The organism is Streptomyces sp. TBY4 (genome assembly GCF_024213195.1).
Taxonomy (GTDB): Bacteria; Actinomycetota; Actinomycetes; order Streptomycetales; family Streptomycetaceae; genus Streptomyces.
Genome location: NZ_JANAVF010000001.1, coordinates 34533 through 60700, shown reverse-complemented (window position 1 = coordinate 60700; position 26168 = coordinate 34533). Strand labels below are relative to the sequence as shown.

The 26168-nt window shown below is 75.5% G+C and carries 22 protein-coding genes; 9 read left to right on the top strand and 13 right to left on the bottom strand.

The genetic code is table 11. From position 1 onward, the window contains the following. Positions 1 to 125 precede the first annotated feature (125 nt). Positions 126 to 2279: an AMP-binding protein gene (locus tag NLX94_RS00260; protein ID WP_254380437.1), complete on the top strand. Its 2154-nt coding sequence runs from the start codon at positions 126 to 128 to the stop codon at positions 2277 to 2279. Here NLX94_RS00260 and NLX94_RS00255 read toward each other — a convergent pair. Continuing rightward, positions 2267 to 3499, bottom strand: a complete 1233-nt coding sequence (locus tag NLX94_RS00255) for a hypothetical protein (protein ID WP_254380435.1) — start codon at positions 3497 to 3499, stop codon at positions 2267 to 2269. The genes NLX94_RS00260 and NLX94_RS00255 overlap by 13 nt on opposite strands. Positions 3500 to 3538: 39 nt before the next feature. Further along, the gene (locus NLX94_RS00250; RefSeq protein ID WP_254380434.1) at positions 3539 to 4204 is read right to left on the bottom strand and encodes a GNAT family N-acetyltransferase; all 666 of its coding nucleotides are present in this window, start codon (positions 4202 to 4204) and stop codon (positions 3539 to 3541) included. A 105-nt stretch (positions 4205 to 4309) separates the two neighbouring features. On the opposite strand from NLX94_RS00250, the gene NLX94_RS00245 reads away from it, so the two are divergent. Further along, complete coding sequence (locus NLX94_RS00245; RefSeq protein ID WP_254380432.1) at positions 4310 to 4732, top strand: DUF350 domain-containing protein; 423 nt, start codon at positions 4310 to 4312, stop codon at positions 4730 to 4732. Between the two features lie 72 nt (positions 4733 to 4804). On the opposite strand, the gene NLX94_RS00240 is transcribed toward NLX94_RS00245, so the two are convergent. From NLX94_RS00240 to NLX94_RS00215, 6 genes are all read right to left on the bottom strand, one after another. After that, positions 4805 to 6025, bottom strand: coding sequence for an acyltransferase (locus tag NLX94_RS00240; RefSeq protein WP_254380431.1), 1221 nt, complete (start codon positions 6023 to 6025; stop codon positions 4805 to 4807). Beyond that, the gene (locus NLX94_RS00235; protein WP_254380430.1) at positions 6022 to 7065 is read right to left on the bottom strand and encodes an alpha/beta hydrolase; all 1044 of its coding nucleotides are present in this window, start codon (positions 7063 to 7065) and stop codon (positions 6022 to 6024) included. The genes NLX94_RS00240 and NLX94_RS00235 overlap by 4 nt, the downstream gene beginning before the upstream one ends. A 133-nt stretch (positions 7066 to 7198) precedes the next feature. Then, a complete protein-coding gene (locus NLX94_RS00230; RefSeq protein WP_302168623.1) occupies positions 7199 to 7867 on the bottom strand; it encodes a response regulator transcription factor in 669 nt (222 codons plus the stop codon). Beyond that, complete coding sequence (locus tag NLX94_RS00225; RefSeq protein ID WP_254380429.1) at positions 7864 to 9102, bottom strand: histidine kinase; 1239 nt, start codon at positions 9100 to 9102, stop codon at positions 7864 to 7866. Before NLX94_RS00225 ends, NLX94_RS00230 begins: the two co-directional genes overlap by 4 nt. Before the next feature lie 194 nt (positions 9103 to 9296). Further along, a complete protein-coding gene (locus NLX94_RS00220) occupies positions 9297 to 9770 on the bottom strand; it encodes a MerR family transcriptional regulator (RefSeq protein WP_254380428.1) in 474 nt (157 codons plus the stop codon). Further along, on the bottom strand, positions 9757 to 10902 hold the full coding sequence (locus NLX94_RS00215; protein ID WP_254380427.1) for an NADP-dependent oxidoreductase: 1146 nt from the start codon (positions 10900 to 10902) through the stop codon (positions 9757 to 9759). Before NLX94_RS00215 ends, NLX94_RS00220 begins: the two co-directional genes overlap by 14 nt. 186 nt (positions 10903 to 11088) lie before the next feature. Here NLX94_RS00215 and NLX94_RS00210 point away from each other — a divergent pair, with 186 nt between their 5' ends. Together NLX94_RS00210 and NLX94_RS00205 are read left to right on the top strand one after the other, a co-directional pair. Then, entirely contained in the window at positions 11089 to 12039 is a 951-nt protein-coding gene (locus tag NLX94_RS00210; RefSeq protein WP_254380426.1) for an AEC family transporter, read from the top strand. A 67-nt stretch (positions 12040 to 12106) separates the two neighbouring features. Continuing rightward, positions 12107 to 12499, top strand: coding sequence for a hypothetical protein (locus NLX94_RS00205; protein WP_254380425.1), 393 nt, complete (start codon positions 12107 to 12109; stop codon positions 12497 to 12499). Here NLX94_RS00205 and NLX94_RS00200 read toward each other — a convergent pair. The 4 genes from NLX94_RS00200 to NLX94_RS00180 form a co-directional block, all read right to left on the bottom strand. Next, positions 12453 to 13379, bottom strand: a complete 927-nt coding sequence (locus tag NLX94_RS00200) for a serine protease (RefSeq protein WP_254380424.1) — start codon at positions 13377 to 13379, stop codon at positions 12453 to 12455. The two genes, NLX94_RS00205 and NLX94_RS00200, sit on opposite strands and share 47 nt — an antisense overlap. 64 nt (positions 13380 to 13443) lie before the next feature. Next, positions 13444 to 14988: an FAD-binding oxidoreductase gene (locus NLX94_RS00195; protein WP_254380422.1), complete on the bottom strand. Its 1545-nt coding sequence runs from the start codon at positions 14986 to 14988 to the stop codon at positions 13444 to 13446. A 143-nt stretch (positions 14989 to 15131) separates the two neighbouring features. Continuing rightward, the gene (locus tag NLX94_RS00185; protein ID WP_254380421.1) at positions 15132 to 15788 is read right to left on the bottom strand and encodes a class I SAM-dependent methyltransferase; all 657 of its coding nucleotides are present in this window, start codon (positions 15786 to 15788) and stop codon (positions 15132 to 15134) included. Positions 15789 to 15821: 33 nt separating this feature from the next. Further along, positions 15822 to 17486, bottom strand: coding sequence for an IucA/IucC family protein (locus NLX94_RS00180; RefSeq protein ID WP_254380419.1), 1665 nt, complete (start codon positions 17484 to 17486; stop codon positions 15822 to 15824). 119 nt (positions 17487 to 17605) lie between these two features. Here NLX94_RS00180 and NLX94_RS00175 point away from each other — a divergent pair, with 119 nt between their 5' ends. From NLX94_RS00175 to NLX94_RS00160, 3 genes are all read left to right on the top strand, one after another. Then, positions 17606 to 19246 (top strand): IucA/IucC family protein, encoded by a 1641-nt coding sequence (locus NLX94_RS00175; protein WP_254380417.1) that lies wholly within the window; start codon positions 17606 to 17608, stop codon positions 19244 to 19246. 125 nt (positions 19247 to 19371) lie between these two features. Then, positions 19372 to 20217, top strand: a complete 846-nt coding sequence (locus NLX94_RS38760) for a winged helix-turn-helix domain-containing protein (protein ID WP_302168622.1) — start codon at positions 19372 to 19374, stop codon at positions 20215 to 20217. Between the two features lie 148 nt (positions 20218 to 20365). After that, complete coding sequence (locus NLX94_RS00160; protein ID WP_254380416.1) at positions 20366 to 21946, top strand: M12 family metallo-peptidase; 1581 nt, start codon at positions 20366 to 20368, stop codon at positions 21944 to 21946. Between the two features lie 23 nt (positions 21947 to 21969). On the opposite strand, the gene NLX94_RS00155 is transcribed toward NLX94_RS00160, so the two are convergent. Next, a complete protein-coding gene (locus NLX94_RS00155; protein WP_254380414.1) occupies positions 21970 to 22815 on the bottom strand; it encodes a GntR family transcriptional regulator in 846 nt (281 codons plus the stop codon). A 241-nt stretch (positions 22816 to 23056) separates the two neighbouring features. Here NLX94_RS00155 and NLX94_RS00150 point away from each other — a divergent pair, with 241 nt between their 5' ends. Together NLX94_RS00150 and NLX94_RS00145 are read left to right on the top strand one after the other, a co-directional pair. After that, positions 23057 to 24619 carry a beta-N-acetylhexosaminidase gene (locus NLX94_RS00150; RefSeq protein ID WP_254380413.1) on the top strand — a complete coding sequence of 521 codons (1563 nt, stop codon included), beginning with the start codon at positions 23057 to 23059 and terminating at the stop codon, positions 24617 to 24619. After that, on the top strand, positions 24616 to 26118 hold the full coding sequence (locus tag NLX94_RS00145; RefSeq protein WP_254380411.1) for a cellulose binding domain-containing protein: 1503 nt from the start codon (positions 24616 to 24618) through the stop codon (positions 26116 to 26118). The genes NLX94_RS00150 and NLX94_RS00145 overlap by 4 nt, the downstream gene beginning before the upstream one ends. Positions 26119 to 26168: the final 50 nt, after the last annotated feature.

Sequence of the window (26168 nt, the reverse complement as noted above, 5' to 3'; positions counted from 1 at the left end):
GGCACCAGCCCAGGACGATAGTGGATGAATCGTTGCCCGTACGGACGAGGGTGGATCAATCATCGCTCGTTCGAGGGGATTTCGCCGCTCTCGTGCTTGTCGGTGCCCGATGCCAGAATCGGTCCATGACGCAGGGACCAGAGTCCTTCACGCACGCCGGCCGCCGCGCCGGCGACACCGTTCTCTCGCGGTTCGAGCGCTGGGTGCGCGACACGCCGGGAGCCCAGGCCGTTTCCGCGGGCACCGGCAGCCTCACCTACGGACAGCTCGACGCACTGGCGAACCAGTCGGCCCACCACCTGATCGGCTCGGGGCTGCCCGGGCGGGCCGTCGTCGCCCTGGCGGCCACCCCGCGGGCCGAGACCGTCGTCCAGCTCCTCGGCATCCTCAAGGCCGGCGCCGCCTACAGCCTCGTCGACGTCGACAACCCGCGCACCGGGCAGCGCCAGCTCGCCGCCGCCCGGCCCTTCGCGCTGCTCGCGGACGCCGCGGAACAGGCCCGCCTCGACGACGGCGGCGACCTGCGGGTGATCCGGGCCGACGGCCACCAGGCGGTCGAGGCGGGCGGGCCGGCCGCCTTCCCGCCCGACCGGGCCGCGGGCGGGGACACGGCCGCCGTACTGTTCACCGGGGGCGCGGACCGGAGGGCCGTCCTCCTCTCCCACGACCGGCTCCTCGCCGCCCACGACGGCTGGGCCCGGGTCGCCGGGCCCGTACCCGAGGACCGGCACCTGATCACCGCCGCCCCGGACCTCACCGGCTTCGCCGCCGGATGGACACGGGCCCTGTGCGAGGGCGGCGCCCTCGTCCTGCCCGAAGGCCCGCGCTGGACACCGGAGTCACTGCGCCGCGCCGTCGACGCCGAGCGGGTCACCGTCCTGCACACCGACCCGGGCACCGCCACCCAACTCCTCGTGCGCGACCGGGAGGCCTCCCTGGCCTGGACCCTGCGCCGCCCCGACGAGGGGCTCCGCTCGCTGCGCATGGTCACGGTCGCCGGTGACCGCCTCTACCTCGACGAGCAGGCCGCCCTGCTCGCCCGGCTGCGCCCCGGAGCCCGGCTGCTCAACGTCTACGGGCCCACCGAAGCGGCCGGCGTCGCCGCCCGGTTCGAACTCCCGCAGCTCGCAGGCCCCTTGGACGGGGCCGAGGAGCTCTCGCTGATCGGAACCGCCTTCCCCGGCTGCGCACTGGACCTGCGCGACGGGGAGATCCACCTCACCGTGCCCGGCGGCGGCGAACCGGTCCCGACCGGGGACCTCGGGGCGCTGCGCCCCGACGGACTGCTGGAGTTCCGCGGCCGGATCCGCGACCGGCTCACCGTGGACGGGGAACCCCTCGACCCGCATCCCGTCGAGTCCGCGATCCGCGGCCACGCGGCGGTCGGCGCCGCGCTCCTGGCCGAGGTCAGGGGAGCCGGTACGGGCGTCAACGCGCGGCCGGCGCTCGTCGCCTTCCTCGCGCCATCCCCGGAGGACGAGGCCTGGCCTCCGGGCTCCGACCTCCCCGGCGCCGCGGAGCTCCGCCGCCACCTGGCGGGCAGGCTCCCGGGAGCCGTGATGCCGAGCGCCGTGGTCCGGCTGCCCCGGATCCCCCGGGACCGGGCCGGCCGCGAGCAGCGCGGCGCGGTCCCGCTGCCCCCGGGGAAGGACGGGGACGGGGAGGGCGGCGGCGGGAGCAGGAGCGGGGGCAAGTACGCGCGGGCGTCCTCGGGGGCCGGCGCCGGGGGGTGGGGCGGCCTGGCCTTCTTCGGCGGGCTCGGGCTGCTCCTGCTGGGGGGCTTCGCCATGATCCTCACCAAGATCTTCTGGCCCGGCTCCACGGACCTCTCCGGCGTCCCGAACCCGTACGCGACCCTCTTCTTCTTCCTCTACCTGGCCGAGTCCTGGGCGTTCGCGGCCGGTGTGCTGTTCCTGTGCGTCGGCCGCCCCCTGATGCGCCGCCACGGGCGCCGCGGGCCCGGCATCACCGCGGCGGCCCACCTGGCGATCGTCTACCTGCTGGCCGCGTGGTGGCCGCAGGACAACTTCTACCGGCTCGCGGCCAAGCAGGACTGGCCCCAGCAGGCCGTGCTCGTCTACGCCTTCAACATTCCGCTGATGATCGCCGCCGGGATCGTGGCGGTCTACGTCTCCCGTCCGCAGGTCAGCGCCTTCGACGTGGCACCGGAGGCGGCCTCCAGGCCGGCAGCGGGCGCGGGCGCGGGGTCGGCATCGGTTCCGGCGCAGGCGCAGGCGCCGGGCCGGGACGCGGCCCCGGCCACCGATCAGGCGGGCTGAGCGCGCGGCCGGCCGGGCTCCGGCTCCGGCTCCGACTCCGGCCGGTCCGGCTCCGACTCCGGCCGGTCCGGCTCCGGCTCCGGTCGGTCCGACTCCGGCAGGCCGGCTTCGGCCGGGCGGGCGCCGTCCGGCTGCGCGAACATCGCACCGACGGACAGCGCCTCCGCCCGCACCAGCCGCTCGGCCGCGTCCAGCAGCTCCCTGCCGGTCGCGGCCACCAGGGCGCCCATCCAGGGCGCCGGTTCGAAGGCGCCGGTGGGGATGGCGGGGAGGAACACCGCGCCGATCGCGGCGCACCGGCGGGCCAGCCGCTCGCACAGCTCGCCGAAGGCCGCCTCCGGCAGCCGGGCCCCCAGCTCCACCCGGTCGGCGATCCGTACGAAGTGCCCCGCGCCCCGCAGTTCGTCGAGCCGGGCCGCCACCACGAAGGCCACGGACGGCCCGGTCAGGCGCAGGTTGGTCTCCGTCGGGGCCAGCCGGCCCGCGCCGTCGGCGACGAAGTCCACGTCGAACCAGCCCCGGTAGCCCGCCGCCGACAGCTCCCGGCCCACCGCCCGGCCGAAGGCCAGCAGCGGCTCCTGCGCCCACCCGGGGACCACGCCCGGCCCCACCGTCGCACCGCGGTACCCGCCGTCCGCCACGTCCATCACCGCCCCGCCGACCTCGTGGACCCGGCCGTCCGCGTCCACGAACCCGTCGTAGGTGAGGTCGCGCGGCTCGGTCGGATCCGCCGGTCCGCGTACGTACTCCTCCACCAGCAGCGGCCCGCGCGGCAGGGCCCGGACCACCGCCCGGGCCCCGCCCGCCGCGCGCACCCGCTCGGGGGTGAGCACGGTGGTGCCCGAGCCGCCGACGCCGTGCTCCGATTTGAGAACGGTGCTCTCGCCCGCCCTGGTGCGGGACGCCAGCAGCCGGACCGCGGCCCGCCGGGTGCCGGCCCGCCACTGTGCGGGCAGCGTGATCGCGGGGTGCCCGCCCGCCGCGAGGATCCGGGCGAACAGCCCGTGCGCCGCGGACTTCGACTCGTACCGCAGCTCCTCCGGCCGCCAGGGCCGCCGCGCCAGCCGCGCGAAGGGCTCGGTCGGGCCCCACGGCACGAGGGGCGCCCCGCTTCCGGTCCGGGTCCCGGTCCCGGTCAGCCGCGCGGCCAGCGCCGGCCGGGCCCGTACGGCGTCCGACAGGCCCGGATCCCGCTCCGAGAGTCCGTCGTAGACCTCCACCCCGGCGGGCCAGTCCAGCTGGCGGCCGAGCAGGGAGACTCAGTCGGCCGGCACCGGGCGCGGCAGCACCAGCGCGGCCGGCCGCGGACTGTAGAAGGCGGCCAGGCAGGCGTAGTGGTGGGCGGCCCGCTGCTCCCGGTCCAGGGAGGCGTCCGCGAACTGCGCGTTGTACTCGGCGACGTTGCCGATGTGCACGGCCGCCCCGCCGCCCGTCCAGGCCCGCGCCCAGCCGGCCAGGGGAACGGGCGCCACCTCGAAGGGCACCAGCCCGCCGGAGGCCTCCGCGCCGGACTCCGGCCCGGGTCCCTGCACCGAGGTCACGGCGCCCATCGCCCGGTAGAACCCTGCGGCGTGCGGATCGGAGTCGATCAGCAGCCGGCGGAAGCCGAGCCCGGCGGCGCGCCGCAGCACGTCCCGGTAGAGCAGGCGCCCCACGCCCCCGCCGATCGCGGCCGGTTCGACGAAGAGCAGCCCCAGCCGCCCGAGCGGCGGCTCCCCGTCCAGGGAAGCGAGCCCGAGCACCGCGCCCGCCGCGTCCTCGGCGACCACGATCCGCCGCCGCACCTCGTCCCCGGGCGCGATCCGCAACTCCGGCGCGCAGGCCGCGAGGAACTCCGCCCCGTACCCCCAGTGCGCCTTGGAGCGCATGACCAGCCCCGTCAGCGCCCCCGCCTCACCGGGCCGCGCCACCCTGAGCTCCGCCATTTCCTGACCTCCCCATGGTCGGGTGCCATGCCGTGCGATAGATTCGGCCACCGCGACGACAGACACGCGGCGTACTTCCTACCCCATCCCGGAGACGGCTTCTCAATGAGCGACATCATCAACGGACTTGGCCGCACCACCGCATTCGGCGGCGTCGGCCTGGTGCTGCTCATCCTCGGCATCGTCCTGGTGGACGTGCTGACCCCCGGCAAGCTGCCGAAGCAGATCTGGGAAGAGCGCAACCGCAACGCCTCCGTCCTGCTGTCCTCGGCGCTGCTCGGCATCGGCGGCATCGTCTTCACCTCGATCTGGACCACCTACGAGGACTTCGGCAAGGGCCTGCTCTCCACGGCGGCCTTCGGCCTGCTCGGCCTGGTCCTGATGGCGGTGGCCTTCCTGCTGCTGGACCTGGTGACCCCGGGCCGGCTCGGCGCCATCGTGGTCGACCCCGAGCCGCACCCCGCCGTGTGGGTGTCGGCCTCCTGCAACCTGGCGGTCGCCGCGATCGTCGCCGCCTCCATCGCCTGAGGCGCACCGAGACCGCACGAGAGCGCCGCTCCCCGAAGGGAGCGGCGCTCTCGTCGTGTACCGGTGCTCCGGCTACGCCAGCCCCAGCGCGAACACCGCGAAGCCGGCCGCCAGGAGGCCCGCCGCGGTCCGGCGCAGTGCCGTGGCTCTGGTCCAGGGCCGCTCGAACCGGCGCGCGTACCGGGCGATGCCCACCAGCAGCGCCGCGAACACCGGCATCCACGCCAGCCGCGCCAGGATCCACCCCACGCTGTCCGGCGCCGTCGTCAGCCCGGCCAGCCCGCCCGCGAACGACCCCGGTACGGCGGCCGCCAGCATCGCCGTCTGGTGCCAGCACAGGATCGTCATCGCGCACAGGTTGATCACGACCACCGGAGCCCACAGCAGCGGCCGGGCCAGCAGCCGCGCCAGCCGGTCCCGCAGCAGGATCGCCGCGCCCGACTGGGCCGCGGCCAGGGCCAGGACGAGCAGCGACGGCGGATGCGAGTTGGTCCGGGCCTCGCCCGGCACGCCGACCATCGAGGCCGGGTAGTGAAAGACCATCAGCAGCGCCGCGAACAGGGCGCTCCCGCCCACCAGCAGCAGCCACCCCCCGCGCCGCCCGATCCGGCCCTCTCCCCAGTCCACGCCGAGCTGGTACGCGAACAGCCAGCCCGGCAGGATGTTCACCAGCGCCACCCAGCCGGGCACCGAGTCCGCGAAGGGCCCGTAGCGCAGGAAGTCCACGACGGCGACCGAGCCGAGCAGCGGGGCCGCCGCCCAGCCGCCGAACCGGTGCGCGGCGCGCACGCAGTACGGGGTCAGCGCGGTGACCACCAGGTACACCCCGACGAACCACAGCGGCTGGATCACCAGCTTCGCCCCGGTCCGCAGGGTGGCCTCGGGCACCCCGGCCGCGTACAGCACGGGCACGGCCAGGGCCCACACCGCGGTGACCCCGAGCACCGGCCGCGCCAGCCGGGCGACCCGGCCCTTGAGCCAGGCCCCGGCCGATCCGGTGTGCCGCCGGAAGGAGAGCGCCGAGGCGTAGCCGCCGACGAGGAAGAAGATGCCGAGCATCTGCAGCACCCAGCTCGCCGGGGCCAGGCCGCCGAAGGCGGAGAGGGGGCTGGCGTTGTGCAGGGCCCCGTCGGAGTCGAGGGTGAATCCGCCGAGCAGCCAGTGCCCGGTCGGCACGGCCAGCAGGGCGAGCGCCCGCAGCCCGTCGATCGCCCGGTCGCGGTGGGCGGGGGTCTTCGCGTCGATCCGGCCGGCGACGGTGCGTGCCCTGGTGAGGAGGGACGGGGCGCTCATCGGGCCTCTCCCGTCGCGATCGCGGCGAAGGCCTTCAGCGAGCGGGTGCCGGGGAGGAAGTAGCCGGTGTGGCCGATCACGTCGGTGGCGTCGATCCGGCGGGCGCCGAACGTGGCCGAGGTGGGATCGGCTCCGTGGCCGAGCCCCGCGAACGCCACGTTCGGTATGTCGGCGATCCAGTCCGAGGGTCCGCGCGCCGCCCAGACGCGGGCGCCGGTGCCGAGCCCCCGGACGCTGTCGGCCCGCATCCCGGGGGAGCCGAAGGCGACGATGTCGGTGGCGTGCGTGTGCCGGGCCGCGAGCCCGCAGACCACCGAGCCGTAGCTGTGGCAGAAGAGCACCGGGTCGGGCGCGCCGACCGCGGCGAGCCCCTCGGTGAACCGGGCGAGGCGGACCGCGCCCGCCTCCGCCAGCCGCCCGCGGGCCGTGTCCAGTCCCACCCCGACGGGCGTGGTGTAACCGGTCCACGCGATGACGGCGGCCGTCTCCCCGGTCGCCGTGCGCAGGGAGCGGGCCATCCCCGCCGGGCCGGTGTGCGAGGCCCGCGCGCGGTCGTGGGTGGTGGCGTCGTTGTCCGAGCCCGGCACGATCACCGAGAGGTGCGCGGTCCGCTCCAGGTCCCCGAACACCTCGGCGACGGTGCCCCGTCCGCGCGGGTCGAAGGCCAGGATCCGCCGGCCGGGCGCGGCCAGCGGGGCGAAGCGGGGCTCACCGGCCGCCAGGACCGCCAGCCGGTTGGCCTCGTACCGGAGGGGGAGCGGAGCTCCGTCCAGATTGCCCACCACCAGCGGGTGGGCCCGTACGAGCTCCCGGGCCCGGGACGGGTCCAGCCCGGCGAAGAACCGGGCGACCCCGGACGGCGTCGTCCGCTCCGGATCCGGCAGCGGCCGCCCGGACACCGAGTCGGCCCGCCAGCCGGCCGTGCCCGGCAGCGGGCCCGTGACCAGCGGCTGGGTGTCCGCGGAGGCCCATCCCGCGGTGCCGGCGACGACGGTCACCGCCAGTGCGGCCGTGACCAGTGTCCTTGCGAAGCGGCGCATGCCCCTTCTCCTCTCCTCGTGACGAGGAGGAAGGTAGGAAGGAGGTGCCGGGGCGGGCGTCGCACCGGGGAGCCAAGTCGGATGTCATACCCCGGTAGGGGGTGGAGGAGAGACCAGCAGGGACCAGGGGGGATCAGCCGCCGTCGCCCGGCCGCACCAGCCCCGCCTCGTACGCGAAGATCACCGCCTGGGCCCGGTCCCGCAGCTCCAGCTTGCCGAGGACCCGCCCGATGTGCGTCTTCACCGTCTGCTCGGCGACCACCAGGTGGCCGGCGATCTCCTGGTTCGAGAGCCCGCGCGCGATCAGTTCCAGCACCTCGGTCTCCCGCGGGGTCAGCCCGTTCAGCCGCAGCGCCGGATCGCGGCGCGGCGCGGGCCGCCGCTCGACGAAGTCCGCGATCAGCCGCCGGGTCACCGACGGAGCCAGCAGCGCCTCGCCCGAGGCGACCACCCGGACTGCCGCGATCAGATCCGCCGGCGGGGCGTCCTTCAGCAGGAAGCCGGAGGCGCCCGCGCGCAGGGCCTCGTAGACGTAGTCGTCGATGTCGAAGGTGGTCAGCATCAGCACCTTCGGCCGGTGCACCACCCCCGGCGGGGGATCGAGGAGTTCGCGGGCGGCGCTGAGCCCGTCCATCTCCGGCATCCGGACGTCCATCAGCACCACGTCGGGGTGGACGGTGCGGGAGACCTGGATCCCCTGGCGGCCGTCGGGCGCCTCGCCGACCACGTCGATGTCGGCCTGCGCCGACAACAGTGCGGCGAAACCCGCCCGCACCATGGCCTGGTCGTCGACGATGATCAACTTGGTTCCTCGGGTGGGGTGGTGAGGGGCATGTGGGCGGCGACCCGGAAGCCGCCGTCGGGCAGCGGGCCGGTGTCCAGCGTCCCGCCCGTCAACCGTACGCGCTCCCGCATCCCCACCAGTCCGTGCCCGGTGCCCGAGGTCTCCACCGCCACCACCGCGTCCCGCGCCGGGCCGTTGACCACCAGGACCAGGAGGTCTTCCTCGTCGAAGGTCACCGAGACCCGGGTCGGAGCTCCCGGCGCGTGCCGCACCACATTGGCCAGCGCCTCCTGGACGATCCGGTACGCCGACAGGTCCGCGGCCGGCCCCGCCGCCCCGGCCGCGCCCGCGGACAGCGCCAACTCCACCGGCTGCCCGGCCCGTACGGTGGCCTCCACCAGCTGCTGCAAGCGGCCGATCCCCGGCTGCGGGGTCCGGTCGGCGCCGTTCGCCTCGTCCCCGCGCAGTACCGTCAGCAGCCGCCGCATCTCGCCCAGGGATTCGCGCGCGCTCGACGCGATGGCGGCGAACTCCTCGCGCACCGGCTCCGCCATGCCGGGCAGCCGGTACGGCGCGGAATCCGCCTGCACCGTGATCACCGACATGTGGTGGGCCACCACGTCGTGCAACTCCCGCGCGATCCGCGCCCGTTCCTCCAGCAGGGTGCGCCGGGCCCGTTCGGCCTCGCTGATGCTCTCCTGCTCGGCGATCTTCTGGCGCGCGTCGCCGAGCCCGCGCAGGGCCCCCGTCAGCGCGAGCACCACCCCGGCCAGGACGAACAGGAGGGCGACCGTGTTGGTCGTCCCGTCCGGGTGGAAGCCCCACAGCGCAGCCCCCACCACCCCGGTCGCCAGCCACACCCCGACCAGGGTCCGGATGGACTCGCGCAGCCCCAGGCAGGCCATCAGCACCAGGTAGCCGATGATCACCATCGGGGTCCAGGGCCAGGGGTGCCCGGTGACCGCGTCCGCCTGAGTCAGTACGGCGGCCCCGATGGTGTCCGCGAGCAGCACCATCGCCCATGCGGGCAGCGGCCGGGTCACTGCGAGCAGCAGCGGCAGGGTCTGGGCCACGCCCAGGGCCCCGGCCCAGCCGCCGCCCGCCTTGTAGTCGTTGGTCAGCACCGTGATCGTCACCGGCAGCAGCGTCATCACGCACACGGCGGTCACGGCGTACGGCAACAGTCGCTGCCAGGCCTCGGGTGCCTGCGCGAGCAGCGGCTCGGCGGCCCGCGCGGGCGTCCGTAGGGCCACGGCGAACTGCCCTGGCCCTGGCCGGGCGGGGGCGGGCGCGGACCGGGACCGGTCGGGGGATCCGGCCGGGGCCCCCTGTGGCGACCCTGACGGGCCGGACGGGGAGGGAGACGGGGATCCGGGCCGGGCTCGGAAGAGGGATCGCAATCGGGATCGGGCTCGCTCGCTCATGATCGGTCCAGCGTATGCGGCCGCTACCCGCCCGGGCCCCGCCCGGCACTCACCGGCCGACCGGATCTTCCGGCCCTGCCCTGGCCACTGGGGGGCGGGTGCGGGGCCCGCCCGGGCTCCGGCACCCCCGCAGTGGTGCCGGGCGGGCCGGGGATCCCCGCCCGCCGGGCCAGGGCCTCGCGCAGGCGGGTGAGCCGCTCGATCTCCGCGTCCAGCACGGAGAGCCGGTGCCCGACGACCCCGCCGCCGGAGCCGCAGCTCGGCGGCGGGTCCGCCGCGAGCAGGTGGAGCCGGTCGGCCACCCCGCACAGGTCCCCGACGGTGAATCCGTGGGCGAGCAGGTCGCGGATGATCCGGATCCTGGCCACGTCCCCGGGCCCGTACTGCCGCTGGCCGGACGGGCTGCGGCCCTGCGGGTCGAGCAGTCCGCGCTGCTCGTAGAACCGCAGTGCCCGGGGCGTGGTCCCCGCTGCCGCCGCCGCTTCACCGATCCGCATCCCGCGCCACCCCCGTGTCCACCGCCCGCCGCCCGGGCCAGGCCGTCTCTTTCGGATCTTGCCGGCAAGATCCGAAAGAGACGGCCTGGTCCGCCAACTCCACCACCACGGCGCCGAAGTGCCGGCCTTCCGCCAACTCCCGCAACGCCTGCGGGGCGCGATCGATGCCCGGTATCCGCACGTGGGGGAAGCGGATCCCGCCGGACCGCAGCCAGGCCCCGAAGCGCCCGGTCCACTCCTCCTCCACGTCCGGATGCTCCGAGCCGAGGTACCCGCGCACCGAGATCCCCCTGACGACCAGGCGGAACGGGTCGATCCCCACGGGCTCCACCGGGGGGCCGCCCCCGGCCCGCCCCGGCGCCAACTGGGCCGAGAGCGCCCCGACCAAGGCGAAGCGGGCACCCTGCCGGGCCGCGCCGAGGGCCGCGGCCAGCTGTTCACCGCCCACCGTGTCCACGAGTACGTCGATTCCCGCGGGCGCCGCCCCGGCGAGCTGCTCCGCGATCGGCCGCCCGGTACCCCGCAGGAGGACCGTGTCGTAGCCCAGCTCCGCCACCAGCCGCTCCGCCTTCTCCGGGGAGCCGGTGGTGCCGATCACCCGGCCCGCGCCCAGCAGCCGGGCCGTCTGGCCCGCGAGCGTCCCGACCGCGCCGGCCGCGCCGGTGACCAGGACGGTGTCCCCGGGCCGGATCCCGGCCAGCCGGGTCAGCGCGCCGTAGGGGGCCGAGCCCTGGGCGAGGTACGCCACCGGATCGGGGAGGGTGTCGTCCAGCGGGGTGCAGGCGGCGGCGTCCACCAGGGCGTACTCCCGCCAGCCGAGCAGGTGCGAGACGAGCGCACCCGGCCGCAGCGGGCTGCCGGCCGGGGCGGCCACCACCTCGCCGACGGCCGGCCCGAACAGCGTGTCACCGGCGTGCAGCGGGGGCAGCGGCAGCCCCTCGACCGCGCCGCCGATCAGGGTGAGCAGCCCGGGGAAGACCAGGAAGTGGCGGTTGCGCACGAGCACCTGACCGGGCCCGGGCTCCGGCACCGGTGCCTCGGCGACGGCGAAGTGCGCCCGCTCGGGCAGCCCTTCGGGGCGGGCGGCGAGCCGGATCTCGCGTGCAGTGCGGGGCAGGGCGGCCGTGGCCATCGGGGCTCCTCGGAACGGCGCGGCCGGCGACGGCGCGGACGGCCGCCGCCGGGCCGGGGCGGGTGGGTGCGCCGACGCTAAACCCTGACCCGCAGGTCAGGGTCAAGGCGGCATCTGCCGACCCACCCGCCCGGCATAGACTGCGCCCGGCTCGGAAGATCACTGAACGGCGGGGAGCGGGTACGCATGGGCGGGGCGGCCGCGCTGGAGAAACTGATACCGGTGGCACTCGCCTTCGGCGTGGGCGTGCTCCTCGCCCGCCGCAAGGTGGTCCCGGCCGAGGCCTCCAAGGCCTTCGCCGACTACGCGTTCCTCTTCGCGGTCCCCTGCTACCTGTTCGGCAACATCTACGCCGCGGACCTCTCCGCCCTCTTCGACTGGCGGGCCATCGGCGGCTACGCGGCCGCCGCCGCCCTCGCGGTGGCGGCCGTGGCCATCGCCTCGGCGGCGGCCGGACTGCGCGAACCCCGGTCCGTGGCCCTGCGCGTGATGGCCGGCGTGCAGGTCAACACCGCCTACTTCGCCGTCCCCGTCTTCATCACCTTCTTCGGGACGGCCGCGCCGATCTTCCCGGTGCTGCTCTTCCAGGTCTGCGTGCTGTCGCTCGTCGTCATCGCCATCATGGAACTGGGCCGCACCGGCCCCGGCTCGGGCGGCGGTCCCGCCCGGCGCCTGGGCCGTGCCGTCAGCGCCTCGCTCGTCACCCCGCTGGTCCTCGCCTGCAACGCCGGGATCCTGCTCAACCTGCTCTCCGTGCACGTCCCGGAGGTGGTCCTCGACGGGGCCGCCTTCGTCGGCGACAGCGCCTCCCCGGTGGCCCTCTTCGCCCTCGGGCTGCACCTCGGCGGCATCGGCCTCGACGTCCGGGGCACCACACGCGAGGAGCTGGCGCTCATCGGCTTCAAGTGCGTGGCCTTCCCGCTGCTGGCATGGGCGGTGTGCGGGGCGCTGTTCGGGGTCCGGGGCGAGTGGCTCACGTACCTCGTGCTGATCGCCGCCATGCCGACGCCCCAGAACCTGTTCATCTTCGCCCAGCGCTACGACGTGGGCGTGGACCTCTCCGCCGCCGTCGTGATCAAGAGTTCCCTGGTCTCCCTCCTGCTGCTGCCCCTCTGGCTGCACACGGTGTCCTCCTGACGGAGGTGCGCCCGTGACCGCGCCGCCGGCCTTCGTTCCCCGGGCGGGCTCCGCTCGTTGAGCGGGTATGGAGCTCCCGTCGATCGCGGCGCCCGGCGTCGGTGAACAGGCCGACGCCGTGGCCGATGCCGCCTGCCACCTCTACGACGCCCTCGCGCCCTGGGGGCGCACCGCCCCCGGGGGGTGGAGCCGGGGCGCCGCCGAGGACGCCGCCGAGGCCATCGAGACGGCCGCGCACGCCCTCGCGTACGCCCATCCGCGCGCCGAGGTCATCCTCGGACCCGTGCACACCGCCCTCGCGGACCTGCGCCGGCAGCTCGGCCTCGCGCCCGCCGAGGCGCTGACCGCGGAGGGACTGCCGGTGACCCCGCGCACGGTCGGCAACCCGCGCCGGACCCGCTGGGTGCGGGTGCTCACGCCACCCGCGCCCCGGCAAGCGCCGTCTCGTACAACTTCCTGATGTCGGCGCCGAAGTAGGAGCTGTAGGAGGTGTCGGGGGTGTCCCCGCCCGTCTTCCAGCCGCCGATCACCCCGACCACGTCGCCGGTCTCGGTCCGCTCGTCGAAGCCGGTCAGGAACGGGCCGCCGCTGGTGCCGCCCGGATAGCCGGTGCAGTCGATCCGCAGGAACGAGCCGGGGATCCCCGGATCCTTGCTGGTGAACTTCGTCGTCCGGTTCACGCACAGCCGCGGCCGGGCGGCGGAGGTCGGATAGCCGATCAGCGAGACCTGCTTGTGCGCGTACGCTGCGCCGGTGACCAGGCGGTTCCCGCCCACCACGTCCTCCACGGGGAAGCCGTCGGCGTCCGGGCCGACCTGCGCGAAGGCCACGTCGAGGGCGGCGCCCTTGTCCGCGCCGAGCTTCCGGTAGCGCGGGTCGATCCACACCTTGGAGCGGCCGGCCGCGTCGCGCAGGACCGGGAACATCCCGTACGGCTGCGGGTTCCCGGCCGTGTACTGCGGTACGAAGGCCACCTGCCGGGCGTCCGTCCCGAGCAGGCAGTGCGCCGCGCTGAGCACCAGGTCGCGGCCGGGGGAGGAGACCACGCTCGCGGTGCAGAAGTACGCGCCGCCGCCCTTCATGACGAACATCCGGCCGACGACCGGGATGCCGTCGAAGTCCCGGCCGGTCCCGTCCACCGCCGCCGGGGCGCCGCCGCGGCTCACGGGGACCGCGGACGCCATCCGGTCGGGGGTCCAGAACGACTCCGCCTCCCGGGCCGACCACCGGCCGGCGGCGGGCGCCGGGGCCGGCGCGGTGCCGGCCTCGGCCTCGGGCAGGGGCCCGGCGGGCAGCAGCAGGGCGGCGGTGGCCGCCGCCACCGTCAACGTACGTCGCATGTCCGTCTCCTTCTTCGGGGATGGGCGGGAGAGCGAGGGGCCGTACGGCCGGGGCTGTACGGGGCTACAGGGCCTGGGGGAAGCGGAACAGCCGGTCCGGGTCGTAGCGGCGCCGGACCTCTTCGAGGCGGGCCAGGTTCGGCCCGTAGTAGGCCTCGCGCCAGCCCGTCAGCTTCGGATCGGCGTAGTTCTGGTACGCGGCTCCGCCCGCCCAGGGCCGCAGGTCCTGCCAGAGCCCGTCGAGCCAGTCCTGGTGCCGGCCGGTCTCGGCGGCCGTGGCCGCGGCGGGCCAGGAGACGAGGTACTGGGCGAGGAACCCGGCCGAGCGGTGCGCGAAGGCGGTGTCCCGCGCCGGGATCCGGCCCAGGGCTCCGCCGCAGACCCCGTCGAACTGCACCACGCCGGACCCGCCGGGCGGCACGCTCCCGGCGTAGCGCCGCAGGGCCGCCAAGGCCGCGAGGACGGCCGGCTCGGTCAGCCCGTCCGGGGCCCAGAAGTCGGACCGGGCGGCGTAGGAGTACCGGCCGAGCCGCCCCGCGGGATCGTGTCCCGGCAGGCTGCCCGGCAGCCGGCACGCGGCGGGGCTGCGGTCCTGGCAGCCCGCCATCGCCCGGACGGTGTCCCCGTAGCCGCGTACGACGGTCCAGCTGTCCCGGGGCGCGCCGCCCACCAGGTCGGACAGCCGGGTCAGCTCCCGCTCCAGCTCCGCGCGCCCGCCGTCCAGGCAGAGCACCCGCAGGGCGGGGGCGCCGACCGGGCCGCCGTCCACGGTGAACTCCACCTGGCTCCAGAACGGATCGGGCAGCGCCCCGAGCCAGCGCTGCCAGCCGCGCAGGACGGCGGGGGAGTCGGCGGCCGGCCAGTGCAGTTCGGCGAAGGCGCAGTCGGAGACCGGGTGGGTGCGGAAGCGGAACCCGGTGACCACCCCGAAGTTGCCGCCCCCGCCGCCGCGCAGGGCCCAGAAGAGGTCGGGCTCGTGGTCGGCGCCGACCTCGCGGACGGTCCCGTCGGGGGTCACGAGGGTCACTCCGGTGAGCCGGTCGCAGGTGGCGCCCCAGGATCGGGAGGAGAGGCCCAGTCCGCCGCCGAGGGTGAGGCCGGCGATGCCGACGGAGGGGCACAGGCCCGTCGGGACGGCCAGGCCGCGGGCGGCGAGGACGGAGTTCACGTCTCCGAGCCGGGCGCCCGCGCCGATCCGGACCACGGCCCCGGACTCCGCGGTCACCTCGGCCATGGCTCCCGTGTCGACGACGAGTCCGCCCTCGCGGGTGGACCAGCCGGCGTAGCCGTGGCCGCCGCCGCGCGGCACCACGGGGACGGCCGAGCGCCGGGCGAAGTCCAGGCAGGCGGCCACGTCGCCCGGGTGCGCGGGGTAGGCCACGGCGCCCGGCCGGACCGTGTCGTAGCGGGGCTGGAAGAGCCGCCGGGCCTCGTCGTAGTCCCGCTCGCCGGCCGTCACCACCCGGCCGTCGAGGGACCGGGCCAGCGCCCCGTAGTCGGGGTCCGCGCGGCGGGTTCCCGTACGGGGCGTCGCGGGCGCCGTCGCGCCGATCGAGGCGAGGACGCCCGTGGCGGCTCCCGCGAGGACCTGGCGGCGGTGGAGGGTCATCCCTCCTTCCTGCCACCGCCCCGCCCGTTCGGGGCGAAGGCGGGCCCACGGGGACCGGCTTGCCGCCCGATCGGCCGATGCCCCGGGGGCCGGAGGCGGCTCGGGGAGGAGCGAAGGCGGCTCCGGCGGGGCCTCCGGCCGGGTCAGCCCGTCCGGCGGGCCAGCAGGAAGCCCTGCGGGGACTTCTCGGTGGCGTCCGGTTCCCGGATCAGGCGGGCCGTCTCCGCCAGGCCCGCCTCCGCCAGCAGCCGGCCGATCAGCTCCGGCGGGGTCCAGTACACGTCGAGGTCGACCGGATGCCCGTACGCGTGTTCCAGCCGGAGCTGCCGGTCGCCGGCCTTGAACGCGATCAGCAGGTACCCGCCCGGGGCCAGCACCCGGGCGAACTCGGCGAACAGCGCGGGCAGCCCGGACGGCGGCGTGTGGACGGTGGAGTACCAGGCCAGCACCCCGCCCAGGACCCCGTCCGCGATGTCCAGCGCGGCCATCGAGCCGACTTCGAACCGCAGCCCGGGGTACGTCCGGCGGGCCACCGCCACCATCGCGGGGGACAGGTCGACTCCGAAGGCCCGTACGCCCAGGCCGTCGAGGTGCGCCGTCACCCGGCCCGGGCCGCAGCCCAGGTCCGCGACCGCACGGCCGGCGCCGGGCCCGTCCCCGCGCACGCACTCCGCGAAGGCGGCCAGCATGGCCCGGTCCAGCGGTTTGCCCTCGAGCTCCCCGGTCAGCAGCGCGGCGTAGTCGACGGCGACGGCGTCGTAGGACGACCGGACGGAGTTCAGGTGCGAAGTCGATCCCATGCCCCCGGACAGTAGCCCGACCGCGCCGCGAACTCAGCCCCCGGTCAGCGGATTGTCCAGCTCGGCCCACTGATCGCCGGGCACCCCCGGGCTCAGCCGCATCAGCGTCAGCGCCTTCGTCGGCAGCGGCCCGGTCAGCAGCGCCCGGGTGTCGGCGGTGGGCGGCAGGCCGGGCCCGGCCGCCGCCAGGTCCGCCGCGAGCGCGGCGGCCGAACCGGCCGTGGAGCCGAGCGCACCCGCCACCAGCGACCCGAAGAGCTTGCGGCGCAGCAGGGTCTCGTCGTCGGTGATCAGCCGCCCCGACAGCGGTGGCGCGGGCAGGCCGTGCCGGGCGAGGCGGGCCGGGCTGATCCGGATGTCGGCGAGGTCGCGGTACACGAGCCGCAGCGGGGAGCCGTCGGCGTCCAGGACGACCAGCAGGTTCTGGCCGTGGGCCTCCAGCGCCACCCCGAGATCCAGGACCCGCAGGCACACCGACAGCGCGTGGCGGGCGAAGCCGGCCCGCCAGGCGTCGGAGCGCGCGTACGGGGTCAGCGCCAGGGCGGCCACGGGCAGCACCCGCTCGCCCGCGCCCCGGTCCGCGTACGCCTCGGGCGGTTCGCGGAGCACGGCGGCCAGGTCCGGGGTGCCGGCGGTGACGGCGCCGAGGGTGCGGGTGATGTGCAGGCGGCCGTCGAGCCGCCCGGACAGGTCCTGGGCGAAGTCGGAGAGCGCGGCGGCCGTCTCGACGGAGTAGACGGAGATGTCCCGCACGGAGGAGGTGAGCCGGGTGCTGAGGGCGGTCTTGACGTGCGGGCCGCCGTCGGCGGGCGAGAGCGTGCGCAGGGCCATCAACGGGTGCGCGGCGGGCCCGGGCCGCAGCTCGTGCCCGTTCCCGTTGTCCCTGGCTCCCGGCTCCCCCTGCTTCACCACGTGCTCGGCCTGCCAGGGATGGACCGGTACGAGGATCCGCCCGGACTCCCGCCAGCGGTCGGGCCATTCCCCGGTCACCCGGCACTCCCGGGCCCCTACGACGGCCAGCCCGAGGGTGACCAGGGGCCGGTGCTCGGGGGCGTACGCGAGCTGCTCGGCCACCGTGAAACCGGGGCGGGAGCGGCAGTTGGGGTGGTACGGATGGCCGTCCACCACCCGCTGCTCCCACTCCCAGGCGGCGAGGTCCCCGGCGCCGGTGCCGGTCCCGGAGTCGGTCCCGGAGTCGGCCGGCTGGCCGGCGCGGGACAGGGCCAGGGAGGCCGTGCTCTCGTCGAGCTCCGCGGCGAACTCCTCGCCGTACGGCAGCCCGAGGGCCGCCACGAGCGGGGCGGCCCTCCGGTAGGGGCGGCCGTCGAGCAGCAGCTCGGTCACGGGGGGCGCGCTCGCGCGGGCCGCGGAGAAGGTCGTCGCGTACGGGTCGGGGAGGGGCCCCTCCAGCAGGGAGCCCGAGGCCAGCCGGAGCGCGAGCGCCCCGGAACCCCGCTCCCGGCGGGTGATCCAGGGCAGCGGCTCGTAGGAGAACGCCCGCCACAGCCGGGTGAGTACGGCGGCGCGCGCGCCGGGGAGCGCGGCGGCGTAGGCGGCTTCCAGGCCGGGGCGCGCGCGGGGCGGTCCGGCGGGGGCGCCGGATCCGCCGGATCCGTACGGTCCGGCGGGGCCCCTTTCGGACAGCCCGGCCAGTTCGGCGGCTACGGCCTCTTCGGCCGCGGTGGCGGGGAGGTGCATGCTGGGATCCAGGGCCCCGGTCCTCTCGGATGACGTGATGATCACTTCATCATCGCGGATACTGAAGATCACGGCCGGTGGTACGCCCCCGCGCACCTCCGGCGCTCTGGACGTACCGAATGGAATCCGTGGACCTCAACGCCACCGAGAACGCCGCCGCCGACGCCTACGCGGCCGCCCCGCTCCTGAACTGCCTCCTGCGGGAGGCCGCCGAACCGGTCCCGCCCGCGGGGTCCGCCGGGGCTGGGGGGTCCGGAGGGTCCGGAGGGTCCGCCGATTCTGAAGAGGACGGCTGGTGCGCGTACCGGCTGTCGGGCAGCGGGAGGCTGCTGCGGGTGCGCGCCGGGCGCCGGCCCGGACGGCCCGAGCTGGGGACCGGGGCCGGCTGGCACCCGCTCACCCATGCCGAGCTGGTGAAACTCGTCGCCGACGAACTGCGCCAGTACACCGGGGTGTCCAACGACGAGCTCCCGGTCGAGATCGCCGACAGCCGCGAGACCATAGCCGCGCTGCTGGCCGCCCGCGCCGCCGTGCCGCCGCCGGCGGACCCGTACGTCCGGTCCGAGCAGTCCCTGGTCATGGGCCACCCCCACCATCCGGCCCCCAAGGCCCGGGGCGGCGGGCCGGCCAACGGATGGCTGCCGTACGCCCCCGAGGCCCGCGCCCGTTTCCCGCTGGCCTTCCTGGGCGTGCGCGAGGACCAGGTGGCGGGGGAGGGCGGGCCGGCCGCGGAGGCCGCCGTCGACTCGCTCGCGGAGGCGCTGGGCGGGCCGCGCCCGCCGGCCGGCTACCGGCTGCTGCCCGCCCACCCGTGGCAGCTCGACCTGGTCGCGGGCAGGCCCGCCGTCCGCGAGGCCTTCGCGGACGGGAGGCTGCTGTCGCTGGGAACCGGGCGGGTGCCGGTCTGGCCGACCGCGTCGATCCGGACCCTGTACGTGCCCGGCGGCGGGAGCGGGGGTGGAGGCGGAGCCGCGGCAGGCGACCTCTTCGTGAAGTTCAGCCTCGACGTGCGGATCACCAACGACGTGCGCCGGCTGTGGCGGCACGACCTGCTGAAACTGCGCCGCACGGACGTGGCGGTCGAGGCGGGCTTCGCGGAACTGCGCCGGTCCGGGTCGCGAGCGGCCTGGCTGTCCGACCGGGGGTACCGGACGGCCTCCTTCGCCTTCGAGGAGCTCGCCGTACTGGTCCGTGACGGCCTGGCGGCGCACGTGGAGCCCGGCCTCACCCCCTTGCTGGCGGCCGCGCTCGCGGAGGGGTACCCGGACAGTCCGCCGGCGGCAGCGCCGGACCCGGCCGCGTGGTGGCGGGCCTACCTGCGCCAGGTGGTGCCGCCCGTGCTGCACCTCTTCGCCCGGCACGGCGTCGTCCTGGAGGCGCACCTCCAGAACACCCTGGTCGCCGTCGACGACCGGGGCATGCCCGCGCAGGCCCTCTTCCGGGACGCGGAGGGGGTGAAGCTCCTCCCGGACCTGGACCGGGAGGCCGGCTGGCAGCGCCTCGTCTACTGCCTGGTGGTCAACCACCTGACCGAGGTGGCGGGCGCCCTCGCGGAGAGCCGTCCGGAGGTGGCCGGGGAGCTGTGGCCCGCGGCCCGCGAGGAGTTCCTGCGTGCCGGGGAGGCCCACGATCTGCCCGAGGTGGCCGCGCTGGTGGCCGCCCCCACGCTCCCGGCCAAGACCAACCTGCTGCTGCGCTGGACCCGCGCCGACGGTGCGGACTCCCGCTACCTGCCGCTTCCCAATCCGCTGCGGCGCTGAAGGAGGGCGCGGTTCCGGCCAAAGAGGGTCCGGATACCGGAGCCCCTCTCACGGATAGGTATAGACCAATGCTACGTTGGTCGAGCAGACCGCGCAGTCCTTGACCTCCCGTCAGAGGAGAAGCCATGCCCTCCCCTTCGCGGGGCGGCGGCCCGGCCGCCATGCCCAAGTACCAGCGGATCGCCGCAGCGTTGCGGCGCGAGCTCGACCTCACCGCACTGACCCCCGGCGCCCGCCTTCCCTCGGAGCGCAGCCTTGCCGCGCGCTACGAGGTCAACCGGCAGACCATCCGGGCCGCCCTCCAGCACCTGAGGCAGGACGGTCTCGTCGTCACCGGGCGGCGCGGCACCCGGCCCGCCTTCCCGGCGCCGGAGCACCGGCCCCCGGAGGCGAACCCGGCGGGCCGTCCGGCCCCGGGCGGCGCCCCGGCCCGGGCCTCCGCCCCCGCACCGGCGGCCACTCCTGCGCCGCCGGCGGCGCAGCCGGCCTCCGGGTCCTCCGCCGCCTCCGCGCAGGCGTGGCTCACCCTCGTCACGCTGGCTCCGGCGCTCGCCGAGCAGCTCGGCATGCGCGGCGGGGAGCAGACCCTGGTCCACCACCACCGCGAAAGCGGCCCGACGGGCCAGACCCGGCGGCACGCGGTGACGTACCTCTGCCCCCGCACGGTGGTCCGGACCCCGGAACTGGCCCGCTACCGGGACCGCCTGGTGGCGGGAGTCCGGGACATGGACCTGGGGCCCCTGCACCACTGGCTGGAGGGGGCCGCGCGGGCCGGCCGGGTCGCCGAGACCATCACCATGACCCGCACCAACTCGCCCCAGGCCGCCGGTCAGGCCGGCGGCCTCACCGTACGCCGCACCCTGCACGACGCCTCCGGACGGCTGCTGGCCGTCACGGACCTCGCCTTCCCCAGCTGGGACCGGCTGACCTTCGACCGGTCCCCGGCCGCCATCGGCTTCCGGGTCACGTAGCGGGCGCGACGGGGCCGGGCCGGGTGGGGACGCGGCCGGGCCGGGCCGGGGCCCGTCAGGGTGAGGCCCGGCGGGGTGGCCGGGTGACGCGGCCGCGGGAGCGGGTGTCGGTGTGGACCGGGCGGTGGGGGCGTGCGTTCGTACGCGCATGATCATCTCCCGTCTCGGCCTGGCCACCGGGCTGCTCGCCGCCCTCTCCGCCACCGCCCTCGGCCTGCCGCCCGCCCTGGCCGCCGCGCCCGCCTCGCACCCGGCGGCGGAGCCCTCGCCGCCCGGCCACGTCCTGCGCAGCCGCACCATCGACCTCGACCTGGCCGATTACCGCTGGCTGTGCACGCCCCAGCCCTTCGGCGCCCCGCGCCGGCACACCTTCCGCCCGTTCCCCGACACCTCCATCGAGGTCGTGGAGTCCGGCGTGGAACGGGACCCGGCCGCGGGCTCCGTCCAGTGGAGCGGTGAGGTCGTCAAGGTCGACGGGGACCCGGTCGGGTCCGGGGTGCACCGCCGGGTGGTGCTGTCGACCACCGGAGTCTGCGACCCCGGGGCCCGGCCGGACACCGTCGGCGTCGACGCCCTCTTCGACCTGGGCGCGCGGGCGTACCGCATCGCGCAGCCCCGGAACGAACCGGGCCGGCTGCTGATCACGGAGGAGGACCCCGACCTCCACATCAAGCCCCCGCAGGACGATGCGGACCCGCAGTACGAGAACCCCGACCCCGCGCTCCTCGCGGAGGCCCGCCGGCAGTTGATGACCCGCGCCGCGTCCGCGGAGCCGGTGGTCATCGACATGGTCGTCGGCTACACCCCGCGCGCGGAGTGGGGGATGGGCGGCGAGGAGGCGATGCTCGCGCGGATCGCCTTCGCCGAGACGAGCATCAACCACGCCTTCGCCGACAGCAACATCAGGGCGAGCGTGGACATCGTGGCCACCTACAAGGCCAACTACTACGCCGCGGCGGAACAGGAGACCGCGCCCGTCGTCCACGGCCTGCTCTCCAACCCGAGGGAGCCGCGGCTGGGCGCCCCGGCCGCCGCGCTGCGCGAGAAGTACGGTGCCGACCTGGTCTCCCTGATGATCGAGGTCCCGAACGGCACGAGCAGCGGGCAGGGCAACCTCCCGCAGCCGCCGAGCGAGAAGACCGACGACCAGGCGTACTCGGTCGTCGACTACCGGACCGTGGCGCTCTGGTACAACTTCGGCCACGAGGTGGGCCACAACCTCGGTCTGTGGCACGACCGCGCCACCCTGGACGAGCAGACGGGCGGCGCCGACTACCGCCCCTACCTGACGACCCCGTACAGCACCGGCTACGTCACGCCCGACCGCCGGTTCCACACGCTGATGGCCTACTCCTCGGCCTGCGGCGGTCCCTGCACGGCCGTCAACCAGTACTCGAACACCGAGAACACCTGGGACGGCCAGCCGCTCGGCGACGCGTACAACAACAACGCGGCCGTCGCCCGGATCACCACCCCGATCGTCGCCGGCTACCGCGCCCCCGCGCAGCCGCGCCAGCGCCACGCCCTGACCCTGGGCGAGGGGCTGCGCCCCGACACCTGGGGCCCGTACCGGCCGGGGACCTCGATCAAGGTGACCGCGACCCCGCCGCGCGGGTACCGGATCGCCGCGTGGGAGCTGGACGGGCAGCGCTACGCGATCACCGTGGCCCAGGTCAACGTCACGATGGACCGGGCCCACGACCTCAAGGCGGTGTTCGTCCGCGCCTGACGTCCGATGGTGCACGGCCGGCGTCAGGTGCTGGTGTGGACGTCCCCGGTGGTGGTGGAGGTGATGACCGCCCGGCGGCCGAGGTCGCCCGGCGGGATCCCCGGGTGGTGGCCGTCCGGCCGGCCCGCTCCCGGGGACACCCCGAGGGCCAGGCGCGAGACGATCCGGTAGCGGTCGCCGCGGTACACGGAGTGCACGTACTCCACGGGCCGGCCGGTGGAGTCGGTGGTGAGCCGCTCGATGAGCAGGGCGGGGGAGAGCAGCGGGACGTCCAGCAGGCCCGCCTCCCCCTCGTTCACCACCGTCGGCTCGATGGACTGCTGCGCCTCGTGCACGTACACGCCGTGGTGGTCGCGCAGGTGCTCGTAGAGGTCCCCGGCCTCCAGCTCCGCCGGGGTCAGGGCCGGCACCAGATCGGCCGGGATGTGCAGGTGCTCGATGGCCATCGGAGCCCCGTCCACCAGCCGCAGCCGGGCGATGTAGAGCAGTCCCGCACCGGGTGAGATGCGCAGGCGGCGGCCGATCCGGGCACCCGCCTGGACGGTGGAGTGCTCCAGGATCCGGCTGGACCAGTGGCCGGACGCCTGCCGCATCGCGAAGGCCGCCTCGTCGGCGGCCAGTTCCTGGGTGATCTTGGCCGGGGCGACGAACATCCCGCGCCCGTGCTCGCGTACGAGCAGGCCCGTGGCCACGAGCTCGTCCACCGCCGCGCGCAGCGTGGGACGGGAGACCTCCAGGGTGGCGCACAGGGTGCGTTCGGAGGGGATCGCGTCGCCGGGCCGACGGATGTCGATGAGCCCGAGCAGGTGCTCGCGGACCCGTTCGCGCTTGAGTACGGATCCCGACGAGTCGGTTGCGTCCTTCGTCATGGCCCGCCCCCATTTCTCTCTGCTCACCTGTCCAACTGGTCATGTGCATCTAACCACTCGGGGGAGGGCGGAGGGGAGTGGTCCGTCGAGAAAATTCCGACCCGGCAGGGTTGACGGCGTGCGCGGGTCGTGTCACCTTCTAGCCACTCAGCTAACCAATTGGTCAGTTGGTCAACTCCATTGGTCTCCAGATGAGTTGACGCATGAGTTGACGCAACAGCCAGTGAGGAATCTTCGGACCGTGACCGACGTTGCTTCCCCCCGCCCCGAGCTCGCGCTCGTCCCGCGCCCCGACTCGGTCACCGCCCTGCCCGGCCGCTTCGCCCTGGACCACCGCACCGGACTGCGCGCCGGACCCGGCGCCGCGGCGGCGGCCGGCCTGCTGCGCGAACTGCTCACCCCCGCCACCGGGTTGACGCTCGCCCCGGACCCCGACGGGCGGATCGCCCTCCTCCTGACCCCCGGGGACGAGGCGCTCGGCGCCGAGGGGTACGCCCTCACCGTCCGCCCCGACTCCGTCCTGCTGTGCGCCGCCCGCCCCGAGGGGCTGCTCCACGGGGTGCAGACCCTGCGCCAGCTGCTGCCGCCCGAGGCGCTGGGCGCCGGGGGCGCGCAGCCCCGCAGGCCGGCCGACGGCTGGTCGCTGCCCTGCGTACGGATCACCGACCGGCCGCGGTTCGCCTGGCGCGGAGCCCTGCTGGACGTGGCCCGCCACTTCCAGCCGGTGGCCTGGGTACGCCGCTTCGTGGACCTGCTCGCGCTGCACAAGCTCAACGTCCTGCACCTCCACCTCACCGACGACCAGGGCTGGCGGATGCCCGTCGCGGCCTATCCCCGGCTCACGGAGGTCGGCGGCCGCCGCGCCGAGACCGCCGGGGACGGGATCCCGCACGAGGGCGCCTACACCCGCGCGGAACTGGCCGGGCTCGTCGCCTACGCGGCCCGGCGCGGGGTCACGGTCGTACCCGAGATCGAGATGCCCGGCCACGCCCGCGCAGCCCTCGCCGCCTACCCCGAACTCGGCAACCGGCCCGGCGTCCGGCTGGACACCTGGACCCGCTGGGGCGTCTGCGAGAACGTCTTCGGGGTCCACGACGGCGTGCTCGACTTCTGCCGGGGCGTGCTGGACGAGGTCGCGGACGTGTTCCCGGCGCCCTACGTGCACCTCGGCGGCGACGAATGCCCGCGCACGGAATGGGAACGCTCCCCGTCCGCCCGCGCCCGGATCGCCGCCGAGGGGCTGGCCGGCCCGGACGCCCTCCACGGCTGGTTCCTCGGCGAGGCGGCGGCGCACCTGGCCCGGCTCGGCCGCCGCCCGCTCGGCTGGACCGGGACCGGCACCGAACTGCCTGCCCCCTTCACGGCCCTGGCCTGGCTCGACGCGGACCACGGGCGGGCCGCCGCACTGCGCGGCCACGACGTGATCATGACCCCCTACCGCTCCACCTACCTCGACTACCCGCAGTCCACCGACCCCGGCGAACCGCGCGGCCAGGACGGCGGCGTGCTCGACCTGCGCGGCGTCTACGACAACGAGCCCGCCCCCGGGCACTGGGAGCCCGAGGCCGCGCGCCGCGTCCTCGGCACCCAGGCGCAGCTGTGGACCGAGTACGCGCGCACCCCGGCGGAGCTCGAGTACCTGGCCTTCCCGCGGCTGTGCGCCCTCGCCGACACCGCCTGGTCGGCGCACCGCGACTGGCCGGACTTCCTCCGCCGCCAGCGCCACCACCAGACCCGGCTCGCCGCCCTCGGCGTGCGCGGCCGATCCCTTCCCTCCCCCCACCCCGAGAGGAACGCAGCATGAGCAGCCCGACCCATGACCCGAGCAGCGCCCCGAGCCATGCCCCGCGCCACACCCCCGTCCGCAAGCGCCGTACGGCCCTGGCCCTGGCCGTCGCCCTGACCGCCGGTCTCGGCTCGGCCGCCCTGACGGCCCTGCCCGCGACCGCCGCGGCCGACTCCGTCAAGGTCCAGTACCGCACCAGTGCGACCGGTGCCACCGCCGACCAGGTGGAGCCCTGGTTCAAGGTGGTCAACAACGGCTCCGGCACCGTCTCCCTGAACCAGGTCACCTTCCGCTACTACTTCAAGGCGGACGGCCCCGACACCCAGTACCGGTACGCCTGTTCGTGGGCGGTCAAGGGCTGCGCCAACATCACCGGCACCTTCCACACCATGGCCACCCCGACGGCCACCGCCGACCGCTACCTGGAGATCGCCTTCACCGCGGGCGCCGGCAGCCTCGCCCCGGGCGCCGACACCGGCGACATGCAGCTGCGCTTCCACCGCGCCGACTGGCAGACGCTGCGCCAGTCCGACGACTACTCCTTCGACGGCTCCCGCACGGCGTACGCCGACTGGGACAAGGTGACCGCCAAGCTGGGCACCGGCACCGTCTGGGGCACCGCGCCCGGGGGCAACGTACCCGACCCGACGCCGACTCCGACGCCGACCGACCCCACGCCCACCCCGACCCCGACCGACCCGGGACCGGCCGGAGCCACCCTCTTCGACGATTTCACGTACACCTCCCACACCGACCCGGCGATAGCGGCCCACGGCTGGAGCGTGCGCTCCAACGCGGGCGGCCCCGGCGTCCCGGGCGCCACCTGGGCGCCGGAGAACGTGACGTTCGCGGCCGAGGGCGGCAACACCGTCATGAACCTGGAGACCTCGACGGCGGGGACCGGCGAGAGCACCAAGCACACCGAAGTCCTCACCAAGGCCATGAAGTTCAAGAACGGCACGTACGCGGCGCGGGTGAAGTTCTCCGACGCCCCCAAGTACGGACCGGACGGGGACCACCTCGTGCAGACCTTCTTCCCCATCAACGACCTCAAGGCCCCGCTGGCCGACGACTACTCGGAGTACGACTTCGAGTACCTCCCCAACGGCGGCTGGGGCGAGCCCTCGAACATCCTCTACACCACGTCCTGGGAGACGTACCAGGCCGACCCGTGGGTGGCCGTCAACCAGCACACCGAGTCCCGGCAGAGCTACGCGGGCTGGCACGACCTGGTGCTCACCATCGACAACAACGCCATCACCTACTACGTCGACGGCCAGGTCTTCGGCGTGCACGACGCCAAGTACCTGCCCGAGCGGACCATGTCGATCAACTTCAACCAGTGGCTGATCGACCTCAACGGGCAGCCGGGCTCGGCCCCGCGCGCCTACGACCAGAAGGTGGACTACGTCCTGCACGTCAAGGACCAGGTCCTCACCCCGGCCCAGGTCGCGGCCAAGGTCGGAGGCTTCCGCACCGCGGGCACGGCCTTCGTGGACACCGTCCCCAACGGCTGACCGGACCGGATCGCACGAACGGCGGCCCGCTCCGGGGTGGTTACCCCGGA